12 protein-coding genes and 1 pseudogene are annotated in these 13731 nt (G+C 47.1%); 7 read left to right on the top strand and 6 right to left on the bottom strand.

Features of this window, described 5'->3' with window-relative positions:
- Positions 1-209 precede the first annotated feature (209 nt).
- Both K5Q99_RS19840 and K5Q99_RS19835 read left to right on the top strand, forming a co-directional pair.
- Positions 210-935, top strand: a pseudogene (locus tag K5Q99_RS19840) (phosphatidylglycerol lysyltransferase domain-containing protein); the annotation flags it as partial.
- 7 nt (positions 936-942) lie between these two features.
- Complete coding sequence (locus tag K5Q99_RS19835; RefSeq protein ID WP_220777896.1) at positions 943-1668, top strand: AcvB/VirJ family lysyl-phosphatidylglycerol hydrolase; 726 nt, start codon at positions 943-945, stop codon at positions 1666-1668.
- A 95-nt stretch (positions 1669-1763) separates the two neighbouring features.
- Here K5Q99_RS19835 and K5Q99_RS19830 read toward each other — a convergent pair whose 3' ends face one another.
- Positions 1764-2831, bottom strand: coding sequence for a DUF3083 family protein (locus tag K5Q99_RS19830; protein WP_220777895.1), 1068 nt, complete (start codon positions 2829-2831; stop codon positions 1764-1766).
- A 145-nt stretch (positions 2832-2976) separates the two neighbouring features.
- Entirely contained in the window at positions 2977-3534 is a 558-nt protein-coding gene (locus tag K5Q99_RS19825) for an arylesterase (RefSeq protein ID WP_220777894.1), read from the bottom strand.
- A 79-nt stretch (positions 3535-3613) separates the two neighbouring features.
- Between K5Q99_RS19825 and K5Q99_RS19820 the strand changes: the two genes are divergently transcribed.
- From K5Q99_RS19820 to lepB, 3 genes are all read left to right on the top strand, one after another.
- Entirely contained in the window at positions 3614-4342 is a 729-nt protein-coding gene (locus K5Q99_RS19820; protein WP_006082172.1) for an ABC transporter ATP-binding protein, read from the top strand.
- Positions 4343-4344: 2 nt separating this feature from the next.
- On the top strand, positions 4345-6873 hold the full coding sequence (locus K5Q99_RS19815) for an ABC transporter permease (protein WP_220777893.1): 2529 nt from the start codon (positions 4345-4347) through the stop codon (positions 6871-6873).
- A 294-nt stretch (positions 6874-7167) separates the two neighbouring features.
- Positions 7168-7830 carry a signal peptidase I gene (gene lepB / locus K5Q99_RS19810; RefSeq protein ID WP_220777892.1) on the top strand — a complete coding sequence of 221 codons (663 nt, stop codon included), beginning with the start codon at positions 7168-7170 and terminating at the stop codon, positions 7828-7830.
- Positions 7831-7949: 119 nt separating this feature from the next.
- Here the strand turns inward: lepB and gltS are convergent, their stop codons facing one another.
- From gltS to folX, 3 genes are all read right to left on the bottom strand, one after another.
- Entirely contained in the window at positions 7950-9173 is a 1224-nt protein-coding gene (gltS, locus tag K5Q99_RS19805) for a sodium/glutamate symporter (protein WP_006082169.1), read from the bottom strand.
- A gap of 528 nt (positions 9174-9701) precedes the next feature.
- Positions 9702-10595 carry a TIGR01777 family oxidoreductase gene (locus K5Q99_RS19800; RefSeq protein ID WP_006085415.1) on the bottom strand — a complete coding sequence of 298 codons (894 nt, stop codon included), beginning with the start codon at positions 10593-10595 and terminating at the stop codon, positions 9702-9704.
- 86 nt (positions 10596-10681) lie between these two features.
- A complete protein-coding gene (gene folX / locus K5Q99_RS19795; RefSeq protein WP_006082167.1) occupies positions 10682-11044 on the bottom strand; it encodes a dihydroneopterin triphosphate 2'-epimerase in 363 nt (120 codons plus the stop codon).
- Between the two features lie 98 nt (positions 11045-11142).
- Here folX and K5Q99_RS19790 point away from each other — a divergent pair, with 98 nt between their 5' ends.
- Together K5Q99_RS19790 and K5Q99_RS19785 are read left to right on the top strand one after the other, a co-directional pair.
- On the top strand, positions 11143-12252 hold the full coding sequence (locus K5Q99_RS19790; RefSeq protein WP_220777891.1) for an AI-2E family transporter: 1110 nt from the start codon (positions 11143-11145) through the stop codon (positions 12250-12252).
- A gap of 6 nt (positions 12253-12258) precedes the next feature.
- Complete coding sequence (locus K5Q99_RS19785) at positions 12259-13176, top strand: class I SAM-dependent methyltransferase (RefSeq protein ID WP_220777890.1); 918 nt, start codon at positions 12259-12261, stop codon at positions 13174-13176.
- A 263-nt stretch (positions 13177-13439) separates the two neighbouring features.
- On the opposite strand, the gene K5Q99_RS19780 is transcribed toward K5Q99_RS19785, so the two are convergent.
- A complete protein-coding gene (locus K5Q99_RS19780) occupies positions 13440-13583 on the bottom strand; it encodes a hypothetical protein (RefSeq protein WP_220777889.1) in 144 nt (47 codons plus the stop codon).
- Between the last annotated feature and the right edge of the window lie 148 nt (positions 13584-13731).

The raw sequence follows: 13731 nt of genomic DNA, 5'->3' as shown, positions 1-13731 counted from the left end.
TCAATCAGTGCCTTAGAGGCCAGCATCAAGCTGTTTAATCGTTTTAGGTGAAGTTCTGGGCAGTATTGGTGTAAAGAATGTTGTAGGATATTGGCTTCGCGCATCTTGTTGTCCAAGTGTAGTTTTTGGCGAAACCATTTGATCATGCAACAAGATGCGCTTCCACCCTAATTTGATGATTTATTTGTAAATCATCAGGGGATTCTTCAGTGCCGAGCTTTTTAGAGCAAGGATTAGGTTTATATAAATTAGGCGAGGAGGCGATTGTTCAGCTCGACCAATTTGACTTACCGTCGAGTCGCTATCGGAGTTTGCGCCAGAGTCATGCCAAGGCGCAGCGTGAAGGCTTAAGTTTTGCTGTGATTGAGGCGAGCCAAGTGAGGGCCATACTGCCACAATTAGAAGCCATATCATCGACTTGGTTGAAGGCGAAGCAAGGGCGCGAAAAGGGGTTTTCTGTCGGCTATTTCTCTGCAGCCTATCTGTGTTCGACACCTATGGCATTAGTGTATGCAAACGGCGAACTCGTGGCGTTTTCAAATATTTGGGCCAGTACCGCTCAGGTTGAATTTTCTGTCGATCTGATGCGTTACGAGCCTAAATTATCGAGCAGTAATATCATGGATTTTCTGTTTACTGAGCTATTGCTATGGGGAAAACAGCAAGGCTATCAGAGGTTTAATCTCGGGATGGCGCCTATGTCAGGCTTGACTGACAGAGCGTTGGTGCCATTTTGGACTAAGCTAGCGAAGGTTGTGTATAAGAAGGGTAATAAGTTTTATAACTTTCAGGGGCTTAGAAGATACAAGGATAAGTTTAATCCAACGTGGGAGGCCAAGTATTTGATTTGTTATGGCGGATTATCTCTGCCAATTGTAGTGGGCAGTTTAGTGACATTAACGAGTCGTGGTGCAACCGGTGTATTTAAAAAGTAGGTGAACGATGAATAAATCCTTTGTGAAAATACTCAGCCTTATGATGATGTTCTGCAGTAGTTTTAGTGTCTTAGCCGATGACTTTGCAGACTCTCTCGGCCTGACACTTCTGCCAGTCGCTAGCAGCGCGAATGACAAATCGAGTGCGAAAAAGCCGCCCTTAGTCATCTTTATGAGTGGCGATGGTGGCTGGGCTAATTTAGATCAAGGTGTGAGCCAGTTATTGCAAAAACAGGGCTGGCCAGTCGTGGGGTGGAGTTCACTAAAATACTACTGGAAACAAAAGGATCCCAGGGATGTGACACAAGATACCATAGCCATCATCGATAAGTACGAGGCCGAATTTGGCACACAAAAGGTGGTATTGGTTGGCTATTCATTTGGCGCCGAAATTATTCCTTTTGTGCTTAATGATCTGCCACTCAAGTATCGCCATAAGATCCTCGGCGGGGTGTTATTGTCACCTTCGCAGACGTCGGATTTTGAAGTGCATGTGAGTGAAATCGTCACGTCTAGCAATGAGTCCGCAAGTTATCTTACGTTGCCCGAGGTGAATAAGCAGACGACAGTACCTATGCTGTGCTTATATGGCAAAGACGATGATGCCCCTAAGCATTTGTGTCCTGTGGTAAAACAGCCGAATGTGACTGTGATGGAGTTAGACGGTGGCCATAGCTTTGATGATGATTACGATAAAGTGGTGACTATCATAAAGCATTGGTTGAAAAGCTAAGTTATACCCATCACCGATATCAGCTTAAATACATTCAGAAAGAAAAGGGCGCTGAATGCGCCCTTTGGTTTTTCGCGAATTGAATGTCGCGTTAATCAGATTTGATAGCTGATATGTTGATGGAAGCGTACGACGAGATCTTCACGCTCTGGGTCTACACCGATATCTGCGGCGAAGGCCTTCAGGGCTGTTTCGACATTGTTCATAAAGCGTCCGAAGCCTGAATCATCACAGTCTTTGGTGCCCGCGACTATGGTGAAGTGCGCGGCTTCGACTAAGTTATCGGCATTCCAGCGACGGATCACTTGTTGCTCAATCGCATTAGGATCGAACCCTATCATTTGTACTTCGGCTTTGCTGTCGAGTTTTTCAAACTTACTGTTACGCACCAGCGGGGTTAAGCCGTTTGCTATCATGGCAAGACGCGTCAATTGTTTGTTGGCTGCCGCTTTGAGGAAGCAATCTTCAAGGTGTTGATATAAAGGCGTAAAGTCGGTTGCCGAGTCAGGTAATAAACCCTGCTTAAGTTTACGACTCAGTGGCAAGCTTACTGTTACATAAGTGAGAGAGCTGACGTTCTCTGGTAATTCGCACTTTCTGGCTTTATATCTTGGGCCGATGGCACGCAGTTTATAGCCATAGGTTTCTTTATAGCCCTTGGCTTTTGCGAACAGATCATAGGATAAATGCTGATGGTCGCGGACCTTAACTTTAAGATCGCTTATCGGCATTAAAGGCATCAATTCTGTCAGTAATTCGCGCACTCTAATGTGGAAACTGGCGGAATTACTGCGGATATCTTCACCCGTGGCAAGGAAGACAATGCGCAGTTTACGGGCGCGATAGTTTTCTTGCGAGAATAAATTTTGGGCTTCGTGGTAGGCTGGATTATAAAAAAATAGAATTTGTTCAGTGGTTTGGAAGCAATAGGCTTCGGTGTGGTAACGGACAACAGGCAGTTTATCGTTAGTGATCACGTGGACATTACGCAGATCGTGTTGTTCTGCCAAATTAAATATCAAACGGCTTAAGGTTTGATAACAGCTTTGATAATCAGGATATTGACTCAGTAGTTCATCCGTCACCTTGATTTCGGCTGTGATGTATTGATTGGTACGGGCTTCCTTGGGTATGTACACTTTTTGCTGATGGCTAAGGGACATATTGACTCCTTGTTTGAGTTAACCATTTGCTAACACGAATTTTACTGTTTATCTATAGGGTTAATCTTGCGTTAGAACACGTTTTTATCCGTTGAGCATGAGTTTAGCTAAGTAAGCGGTTCGGCAGCTTAAAATAGCAGCTATTTTATTGGGTTAACGCATCTTCTATCCATGGTTGCATCCAAGTTGCTATCTGCATCTGCGCCTTTTCGTTGGGGTGAATGCCATCCCGTTGCATTAATTCTGGATGGGGCGCGATATCCTGCATAAAGAAGGGGATCAACACGATATCCTGTGCTTTGGATATGTCTTGATACACTTGGGTGAACTTTTGGGTGTAGCGAGGGCCATAGTTAGGCGGTACCATGATCTCGGTCAGCAGCACTTTTGCGCCGCTATCTTTGGCTAGGGTAATGATTTGGATTAGATTATTTTCAAGTTGCGTTGGGGGGAATCCACGTAAACCATCATTACCACCCAGTTCAACGACCACAAGGTCGGGAGCGACGGAATCGAGTAAGGCGGGTAATCGGCGTAAGCCGCCAGCTGTGGTTTCGCCACTCACTGAGCCATTAGTAAATTGATGTTCGGGCAGATTTTTTTGCAGCAGCGCCACCCAGCCTGACTGTTCTGCCATACCATAGCTAGCGCCTAAGCTGTCGCCGAGGATCAACACCTTTGCCGCGTGCGCTGGCGTGGCCATGAATACACTCAATAGGATGAATGCCCCCAGGGTCTTCGCTCTCGATTGATACCAGAACGATTTATATAAGAAGGATCCTATGTCTAACGTCATCTTAAAAAACAGTGCCATCAATGTTGTTAACCTCGAAAAATCAGTGACTACTCAGGAAGGAACGCTCACTATCCTCAAGGGCATTAACTTAGATGTCAAGCAAGGTGAGAGTGTGGCTATTCTTGGCCCGTCGGGTTCGGGCAAGTCTACCCTGCTCGGGCTGCTTGCGGCGCTTGATACGCCTACCTCTGGCGAAATTTGGCTCGATGGCGTGGCGTTATCCCCACTAAATGAAGAGCAAAAAGCCGCGCTGCGTAAACAGAAGGTCAGCTTTATTTTTCAATCCTTTATGTTAGTGGATACCTTAACCGCGCTGGAGAACGTCATGTTACCCGCCGAGCTTGCGGGCGTGAGCAATGCTAAGGAAAAAGCCCAAGCCATGCTGGTGCGGGTCGGTTTATCCCATCGTTTGACCCATTTACCCAAACAATTATCGGGCGGAGAACAGCAAAGGGTGGCGATTGCCCGTGCCTTTATTTGTGAGCCCACAGTGCTGTTTGCCGATGAACCCACAGGTAACTTGGACAGCGTCAACGGCCATAAAATTGCCGATATGTTGTTTGAACTGAATCAAGAAAGCCACACCACTCTTATCCTCGTCACCCACGATTTACTATTGGCAAAGCGTTGTGAGCGGCAGCTCGTGATGGATAACGGCCATTTACAGGAAGATACGGCGCATACAGCACCGCTCGCCGATGCTAAGGAGGCTTAACAATGGAGTTAAGTCTGGCATGGCGCCTGTTTAAGCGCGAGTTACAGCAAGGGCAATTGTTATTGATTATCCTCGCTATTACGCTCGCGGTACTATCTGTGAGTGGGCTGGCGCGGGTGAGTGAACGCCTGCAAGTGGCGATCACTGGCCAAGCTTCGCAGTTTATTGCCGCCGATCGGATTATCGATTCGCCGGTTAAAATTGATGCGGCGATTTTAACCAAAGCCGAAGATCTTAGGCTTAAGCATGTGACGAACATGCAATTTAATTCCATGGTCTATTCGGGTGATAAGTTTCAGTTAGTCACAGTTCGCGCCGTTGAAACGGGTTATCCACTCAAGGGTGACATTGAACTCACCAGCGGTAAAACCAAGGCTTTACCTCAAGCGGGTGAAATCTGGTTTGAGACTCGCTTAGGTGGACTCCTCGGTTATCCTAAAACCATCGAACTAGGTAACAGCGAATTTGTGCTCAGCAATGAAATAAGCCGCTTACCCGACGCGGGCTTTAATCCTTTTGCTTCATCGCCCGTGGTATTGATGCGCATGGAAGATGTCGCCAAAACGGGAGTGATTCAACCGGGCAGCCGCGTGACCTATCTGTATCAATTTGCTGGCGATGAAGCCTCGCTTACGGCCTTTGAGCAAAGTGTTAAACCGCTTCTCAATAGCACCCAGCGCTGGGTCGATGTGCAATCCGGTGATTCGCCGATAGCGGGAGCAGTTAAGCGAGCTGAGCGCTTCCTACTACTAGCCAGTTTGATGGGCATTGCACTGGCCTGCGCCGCGATAGGCATTGCCGCCCAGCGTTATTGTCAGCGCCATTACGATGTGGTGGCCATGCTGAAAACCTTTGGCGCCTCAGCAAAGCAAATTCGGTTGTTGTTCGGCACTCACTTATTGTTAGTGACGTTAATGGGGATTGTGCTTGGCCTTATCGGTGGTGTGTTACTCGATCTTGGGATCAGTTATCTATTGCCGCCCGAAATTGCCGCCTATTCGCCGCCACTCACACGGCCCTTATTGCTCGGCGTAAGCACAGGGCTTATCAGCGCCTTTATGTTTTCGGCTTATCCACTGATGCGCTTGCTGGCTATTCCGCCACTACGAGTGCTACAGCGTCAGTTAGAAGGCTTACAGCTAGGGATGTGGCTGCATCTACTTTTGAGCTTAGGGGCGATGGCGTTACTGGGCTATTTGTATTCCCAAAGTTGGGCTTTGACCCTGACTGTGGTCGCGGCGGTGTTGCTGCTCGGTGTGCTGTTAAGTGTGCTTGGCTTTGTGATGATACGTTTAGGCCACAGTGTTGGTATGAAAACCACCAATCCCTTACAGTTGGCACTGGCAGGGCTGAGACGTCGTGCGCGGCAAAATGCGGTGCAATTAGTGGGATTTAGCGCCGCACTGGTATTGTTATTGACGATTTTGGCGTTAAGACAAGACTTGCTCAACGAGTGGCAAAAGCAGTTGCCCGAAAATGCACCTAACTACTTCCTCGTTAATATCGCCCCCGACGATGCAAAGCCCTTGAATGATTTCATGACGGCGAAGGGGATAGTGGCGACGGACATTTATCCGGTGATCCGTGGCCGATTAACTCAAATTAACGGTGAAGCTCTGATTTCGAATGAACAGTCAGAAGCGGGTGAAAAGGGAAGAGTGGGCATTTCGCGCGAGTTAAACCTAACGTGGCGTAATACGCTGCCTGCTAACAACGAACTGTTAGAGGGGCATTTTAATCAAGCCGCCGATGAAGTGTCGGTGGAGTCCGGCGTGGCGGAGCGTCTAGGTATTGCCATTGGCGATAAGTTGACTTATGTGATTGATAATCAAGAGCTCACAGTTAAAGTTGCCAGTATTCGTGCCGTGCACTGGGAAACGCTGCAGCCGAACTTCTTTATGATTTTTACCGAAGAAGCCCTCGCGCCCTTTGCTTATACCTCGATGGCGAGTTTTTATCTGAATGATCAGCAAGCTACGAATGACCAGTCAACAAATGACCCAGCAACAAACGGCCAAGCACTGAGTGCCGATGGTACGCCTAAGGATGCGGTAATCCTTGCGCTTATTCAGCAGTTCCCGACCATATCGATCATCGATGTGGGCGCTATGGTGGGGCAGTTACGGCAGATCATAGAGCAAGTGTCGCTGTCGCTGACCTTAGTGCTGGCCTTAGTGTTACTGGCCAGTGCGTTAGTATTGATTGCACAAACTGAAGCGGGCATGGCAACTCGGCAGCGCGAACTGGCTGTGCTGCGTACCTTTGGCGCTTCGGGATGGTTATTGCGCAGTGCAACGGGTTTAGAGTTCGCCTTGCTTGGCGGTATTGCGGGAGTGTTAGCTGTCATAGTGGCCGAATTTGCGTTATATTTACTTAAGACGCAAGTGTTTGAGCTTAATGTGTATATGCACTGGCCTTGGTGGGGAATCGCCCCTGTTTCTGGCGCTTTAATCGTGGCCTTACTTGGGGTGTGGCGTTGCCGACAATTGCTCAGCCAATCTTGCTCTGAGCTATTAAAGGCGGACAGCTAGTGGTTGCTTGCACGGGCTAACACTTACGTTTATGACTTAAGTAGACAGCGTTAACAATAAAAAGCACTGATGCAGCATAAGCTCAGTGCTTTTTTATTGTCTTGCTGATTCTGCTGAGTTTGAGCATGACTCGAATATGAATATGAATATGAATATGAGCATGAACATGCGTCTTTACATCGGCTTACAAATTGATCTGTGCTTAAGCTGGTAGCAACAGAACTTAGTGCAACGCAATGGGTCTATCTAACTGAGAACAGCGACTAGCTTATACATGCCATAGAGAGGGAATATATGTTCAAAGGAATAACCAAACTGCTTAAGGATAACCGCTCCTTTTTTCTGTTTATCAGTTTAATGTTAGTGTTCAGGAGCGCTGTGGCTGATTGGAATACAGTGCCATCGGGTTCTATGCTGCCGACTATCGTCGAGGGAGATCGCATTCTGGTGAACAAGATGGCCTACGATCTTAGGGTGCCATTTACCCATATCGCCTTAGTCAAACTGGCGGATCCCGCCCGCGGTGATATCGTGGTGTTCGATTCGAAAAAGGCCGATAAAAAACTCATTAAGCGGGTGATTGCTGTGCCAGGCGATACTGTGATGATGCGGGATAATCGTTTGTATTTGAATGGCGAACCCCTTAGTTACACATCCCAAGCATTGAGTCCTTATGCTCCCGCTGATGTCACAGAAATGCAGGAGAACTTACTCGGTATGGCCCACAGTATTCGCCTTAATCCTGTAGCCTCAAGGCTCGCCAATTTTGGACCTGTCACTGTGCCAGACGCGCATTATCTAGCGCTGGGTGATAATCGAGATAACAGCGCTGATTCTCGGGTCATTGGCTTTGTGCCACGCGATGAGATTGTAGGCCGTTCAAGCTTAGTGGTTTTCTCCCTTGACTATGATGATCATTACTTGCCTCGACCTGAGCGTCTCATGCGCGAGTTTTAGCATGCACGGATTCTAGTCTACGTGATGTTGTACCATAAAGAAGGGCGCCGAATGAGGCGCCCTTTTGTTAGCTGGTTGATTCAACGATGCTTTACTTTAAGCAACGTCTTCAAAAGCGACTACTTCATAAAGCTCAGATAGCCCTGCAAGACAATCAAGTTAACGATGTCGATAAAGAAAGCGCCGACGATAGGCACAACCATAAAGGCTTGGGGCGACGGCCCTGTGCGCGAGACGAGCGCGCCCATGTTCATTACCGCCGTTGGTGTTGCGCCCATACCAAAGCCGCAGTGGCCACCGGTGATCACCGCCGCATCGTAATTACTGCCCATCACTTTGAACGTCACAAAATAGGCGAACACCGCCAGTACTGCGGTTTGCACCAGTAAGATGACGAGCAGCGGGATGGCTAAATCAAAAATTTCCCATAACTTTAAGGTCATCAAAGCCATAGAAAGGAACAGTGACAAAGCGACTGTGCCTATGACATCGATGCTTTCAGTATGGGGCTTATAGCCGCGGGTGAGTTCAGTGATATTGGCGATGATAACGCCAAGGAAGAGAGCATAAACAAAGTCGGGCATTTTGAGCCAAGCTATGCCCGATTGGCTGATCCACAGCGTGAGCCATTTTGAGCCTGCAACACATAGCAGCAGTACAAACAGGGTTTCTAATATGGTTTTGGCTGTGACTTGATCTTCTTCTAACTGATCGTAAGTCACTAAATGCGGATGTTCACTGTGATGCTTGCGACCAATCCCATAGCGAGAGACAAGATTATGTTTACCGATTAATCGCTGCGCAACGGGGCCACCTATGATCCCGCCCATGATTAAACCAAAGGTCGCCGCGGCCATGGCAAACTCTAAAGTATTGATACCGTAGTTTTCCGCAAAGGTTTGTGACCAAGCGACGCCCGTTCCATGGCCACCCGACAGGGTAATTGACCCTGCGATAAGGCCCATAATCGGGTCGAGCCCTAACAGATTGGCTAAACTGACGCCGACGGCGTTTTGGATAACAATATAAATCGAGGCAACACCCAGAAAGATAAAGACTTTTTTACCACCGCTGAGTAACAGCTTGTAGTTTGCCGAGAGGCCAATCGTGCTGAAAAACATCAGCATTAAGGTATTTTGCAGCGATAAGCTGAAGTCGAGACTGATATTTTGAAAGTGAAGAAATGCGACACCCGCAGCGACAACGAGGCCACCCACTATGGGTTCGGGGATATTATATTGCCTAAAGACACGTACATGGCGATTGATGGAGTGGCCGATAAACAGCACGAAAATGGCAATTAAAAATGATTCTAGCTCGCCAATCGTATAGGTCGTGTGCATGAAAATTCCTTACAAACTGTCTTAGTGTGGGCATTTCAGTGAGCACAATGCCCATTGAGGAGTCACCCATCTTGTTATGAAGTACCTGCTAATGCTGGATGTTAAGCGCTTGATGTCGAGGACAGATCAGTGTCAATCCGATAAAAATTTAAAGGATGAGTGAGCGCGAGTGTGTTTCGTTTTATGGTTTACAGGCCAAGAACAGCAGATTAAATAGCCTGTTCTTGAGCATAAATAACTGTCTATTTATGAGGTGTTGCTGAGTCTATCTGTGGTCAAGGTCGAGGCGATTAATGCGTGCCTCCTATGACCGAATGGAGGCGAGTTTAGCAGAAAAGTGTCGTGCTGTCGCTAAATCACATTACAAATCATGATGTTGCGATATTGTTTTTCTAATGTTGATAAAGTCACTCTTGTGCTTACGTCAACATCCAGCCAGCCTTAACACCGAAATTCGTGCGCATTAGCGCCCGAATAGTCGATGTTTAATGCAAGATTCCGCGGGATGGTTGGCATCAGCGTGCTAGTCTATTTGGCTAGCACGTCGGTTAAGGCATTGTCGAGGTCACTGAATTGAAACTGAAAACCGGCTTCGAGGGCGCGTTTAGGATAAACAAACTGTCCTTCGGTCAGCAGCTCCGACATTTCACCCATAGCCAAGCGTAACGCAAGTGGTGGAGTCGTGATAAGGGCGGGGCGATTGAGTGCTTTTCCAAGCGCTTTGGTAAACACAGCGTTACTGACTGGGTTGGGGGCAGTGGCGTTGAATACGCCTTTGCAATGTTCTTGGCTGAGTAAAAAGTCGATAAGGGAGATGAGATCTTGCACATGGATCCAGCTCATGCCTTGACGTCCATGACCAATTGGGCCACCGAGTCCGAGCTTAAAGGGCGGTAGCATTTTCTCTAATGCGCCGCCTTTTCCTAACACAATCCCGATACGGATAATGCAGACGCGGGTTTGCTCAGTGTTTGCATTAAGCGCTTCTTGCTCCCATTTTCGGCAGATGTCATGGCTAAACTCAACATGGGCACCACTGGATTCATCGAGCAATTTATCATCATGTCGACCGTAATAACCGACTGCCGAACCACTCACCATGATCTTAGGCGGATTACTACTCTGCTGTATTAGCTGAGTTAATCTTGCCGTGATATCCCAACGGCTATCACAAATCCGCTGCTTCTGGTTTTTGCTCCAGCGCTTAGCGACGATCGGCTCGCCCGCAAGATTCACTATGGCGTCAATATGATTCAGGTCGCTCAGCGCATCGAGGCTCTCAAGGTAATGGTGCTGATTACCGAGAATTCTTTGCGTTTGTTGCACTGAACGCGTTAATAACGTCAGTTGATGATGGGGCGCCAATCGTTCGACTAATTGGCGGCCAATAAAGCCGCTTGCGCCAGTGATCAGTATATTCATGGAACCTCTCTTATCGGTTGAGCTCTGAGGATATATACCGAAATACGGTGTGCAACGATCACTTAGTCTGGGTATTTCTAGCGAGATTATTTCTGATAACACAACTCCATAGAGACTGAATCGGCAAAGCGCAGGGCATGGGGTTTGTCGATTTCAACACTGGCAAATTCAACCCAAGGATGCTCACTGGCGATGGCCAGCGTTTGGCTGGTAAGATTTTCGAGTAATGAGAAACGGTTATTCTCAATCAGCTCAATGATCTTTTTGGTGATAGTGCGGTAATTGAGTGCATCCTCAACATTATCACTGTTACGGGCACGCTCGGCACAATAATGGATCACGACATTGATGATCACGTCTTGGCGATTTTGAATTTCATCTTCTTTAATGCCGATAAAAGTACGAAGTCTTAAGTTTTTAATGCGTATAATCGCGGTTTCTGGTTTCATAATGGCAAATGGCTATCTTAAGCTAAGGTTTCTGAGGTTAAGTGTGTTCTCGGGTTAGCCTAACAATTTTATCTAAGATCAAGAAGGATTTTTAATAAATGACGCGACCTAATGCGCCCTCCGCTGCTTACCGTGGCTTTGCGGTTATGGCCTTTGTAGTGATTATTTTGGCAGGGATTAAGGCGGCGAGCCCGATTGTGGTGCCGTTTGTGCTGTCCAGTTTTCTGGCGGTGATTTGCAATCCCGCGATTGGTTTAATGACAAAATTCCGTGTGCCTAAATGGCTTGCGGTGATCCTCTTGATGGGCTTTATTGTGTTGATGGGCCTCTGGTTAGCCTCGGTTGTCGGCAGTTCAGTCAATGAGTTCTCCAAACAATTGCCCCAATATCGGGTGCAGTTAGTCGAGCAATTTGCTTGGATATTAAATAAGTTACATTCCTTCAATATTCAGATTTCGAAGGATCAAGTGTTAGCGTATTTTGACCCTGGCATGGCCTTGTCTATGACCACTAATATGCTGTCGGGTGTCGGCAATGTGATGGCGAATTTATTTCTGATCATCTTAACCATCGTCTTTATGCTGTTTGAAGCACAATCGTTGCCAAAGAAATTGCATCTGGCGCTGGACGATCCCGATATGCGCCTCAAGCAGATTGACCGCTTTTTGCAATCGGTTAATCAGTACATGGTGATCAAGACGCTAGTGAGTTTAGCGACCGGGGTTATCGTCGGTGTCGGTTTAACCATTATTGGTGTGGATTACGCCATGCTATGGGCGGTGATCGCCTTCCTATTTAATTACATTCCCAATATCGGTTCTATCATCGCCGCCATTCCTGCGGTGTTATTAGCCTTCATTCAGCTTGGCCCTGCGGCGGCTGGCGGTACTGCGTTTTTGTATGTCGGTGCCAACATGGTGATGGGCAATATGATTGAACCTAAATTTATGGGCCGCGGCTTAGGCTTATCGACTTTAGTGGTGTTTTTATCGTTAATTTTTTGGGGCTGGTTGCTAGGTTCTGTCGGCATGTTGCTGTCGGTGCCGCTGACTATGGTGGTTAAAATTGCCCTCGAATCGAGTAAGAGTGGTAACTGGTTAGCCATTTTATTATCGGACGATGTTGAAGATAAGTTCGTGGCCAGCAACACGGAAAACTCAAGTCCCGATGGCGATGACGCCGATATAAGTACAACAGAGAGTAAGTAATAGAAGATGCAAAGTTTTATACAAGCGCTAGCGACAATTGAATTAGGTGATGATGCAGTGCGGTTGTTCCACGGCCGCGGTGGACACTATTTGGGTTGTGAACACCTATGTTTAGATTGGTTTGCGCCAGTGCTATTACTGACCAGTTTCACTCCCTTAGCCGATGACGATTTAGCCACATGCCAGCAGGCTATTGCGGCGCGTTGGCAGGTCATTCGTCCTGATAGCCAACTGAATTTAGTCTATCAATACCGTAGTGCGGGCGAGACCTTTACTCAAGTGCTGCAAGGCGAAGTGCCTGAGCCGCATATTGTTAGTGAAAATGGCGCACGCTTTCAGGTGCATTTAATGCGCGGACAAAACCACGGTTTATTCCTCGATATGGCTAACGGCCGCGAGTGGGTGAGAGCAAATACCCGCTATAAAAAAGTGCTTAATTTGTTTGCCTATACCTGTGGTTTCTCGGTCGCGGCATTACAAGGCGGCGCCGATGAAGTGGTCAATATGGACATGAGCAAAGGCGCATTAGGCATAGGCAAACAGAATCATTTGCTGAATGGCTTTAGTGCGGGAGCACGTTTTTTAGGCCATGATATTTTTAAATCTTGGGGCAAACTGAAAAAGCTCGGTCCCTACGACATTATTGTGGCCGATCCACCGAGCAATCAAAAGGGCAGTTTTGTCGCGACTAAGGATTATGTGCGTTTAATCAGGCGTTTACCTGAGTTACTAGCCGATAATGGTGAAGTGTTACTCTGCCTCAATGCACCCGAGCTCGATACCACTTTCCTACGCCAGCAGGTTGCAGATGCGGCGCCAGCACTCGAATACATAGAGCGCTTAGCCAATCCGCCAGCGTTTATGGATGTGTCGGAAGAGAAGTCGCTTAAGGTGCTGCGTTACCGTTTATCGGCTCAAACCTAGTCTTGATTTAGCTTAACAGGCCAGTATTAACTGGCCTTTTTTGTCGGTTTTTAATGAAGCTAAATGGAAAATTTAATTGCTGATTTTAAAAGTGCAACAAATATGGATGTGCAAACTCAAGACAAGCTTGCAGTTAGATTAGGTTAAGTGTTTAGCTTTCTACGCGGTCACTTGTTTATGAGCAAATTGTTACTGAGCAAATGGCTACTCAGTAAATTATCACTCAGTTATATAATCGCCCAATCATTCGCTTAAACGCTCCGTCAGTAGCTTAATCGCTCAGAGAGCTGCGATTGTCCAAAGGTTTCAATCACTTTACTGACTTGATGTTGATCTAAGTGTTTGAGGGCGGAAATTTCATCATAAAGCCTGTCCTGAACATCTAATGGCATATTCATGTGTTCCATAAACATGCGGATCCCTAATACCGGTGTTTTTCAAGATAGTTGTCACTCTTTGTTTAAATATTAAGCTGCATTTATTACGCCTTCTTCTGGTGCCTTATCTGGGTTGAGTGTTACAGCGCCAACCGCTTCACAATTTCTGATCTCTGTA

The organism is Shewanella hafniensis, assembly GCF_019655335.1.
Lineage (GTDB): Bacteria > Pseudomonadota > Gammaproteobacteria > Enterobacterales > Shewanellaceae > Shewanella > Shewanella hafniensis.
Note: the sequence above shows the minus strand (reverse complement) of the source record. Positions and strands in the feature narration are given on the sequence as shown.

Bases quoted from the DNA above. Each gene is read 5' to 3' on its own strand.
- K5Q99_RS19835 (WP_220777896.1), top strand. From the start codon at position 943: ATGAATAAATCCTTTGTGAAAATACTCAGCCTTATGATGATGTTCTGC.
- K5Q99_RS19830 (WP_220777895.1), bottom strand. From the start codon at position 2,831: ATGTCCCTTAGCCATCAGCAAAAAGTGTACATACCCAAGGAAGCCCGT.
- K5Q99_RS19825 (WP_220777894.1), bottom strand. From the start codon at position 3,534: ATGGCCACGCCAGCGCACGCGGCAAAGGTGTTGATCCTCGGCGACAGC.
- K5Q99_RS19820 (WP_006082172.1), top strand. From the start codon at position 3,614: ATGTCTAACGTCATCTTAAAAAACAGTGCCATCAATGTTGTTAACCTC.
- K5Q99_RS19815 (WP_220777893.1), top strand. From the start codon at position 4,345: ATGGAGTTAAGTCTGGCATGGCGCCTGTTTAAGCGCGAGTTACAGCAA.
- lepB (WP_220777892.1), top strand. From the start codon at position 7,168: ATGTTCAAAGGAATAACCAAACTGCTTAAGGATAACCGCTCCTTTTTT.
- gltS (WP_006082169.1), bottom strand. From the start codon at position 9,173: ATGCACACGACCTATACGATTGGCGAGCTAGAATCATTTTTAATTGCC.
- K5Q99_RS19800 (WP_006085415.1), bottom strand. From the start codon at position 10,595: ATGAATATACTGATCACTGGCGCAAGCGGCTTTATTGGCCGCCAATTA.
- folX (WP_006082167.1), bottom strand. From the start codon at position 11,044: ATGAAACCAGAAACCGCGATTATACGCATTAAAAACTTAAGACTTCGT.
- K5Q99_RS19790 (WP_220777891.1), top strand. From the start codon at position 11,143: ATGACGCGACCTAATGCGCCCTCCGCTGCTTACCGTGGCTTTGCGGTT.
- K5Q99_RS19785 (WP_220777890.1), top strand. From the start codon at position 12,259: ATGCAAAGTTTTATACAAGCGCTAGCGACAATTGAATTAGGTGATGAT.
- K5Q99_RS19780 (WP_220777889.1), bottom strand. From the start codon at position 13,583: ATGGAACACATGAATATGCCATTAGATGTTCAGGACAGGCTTTATGAT.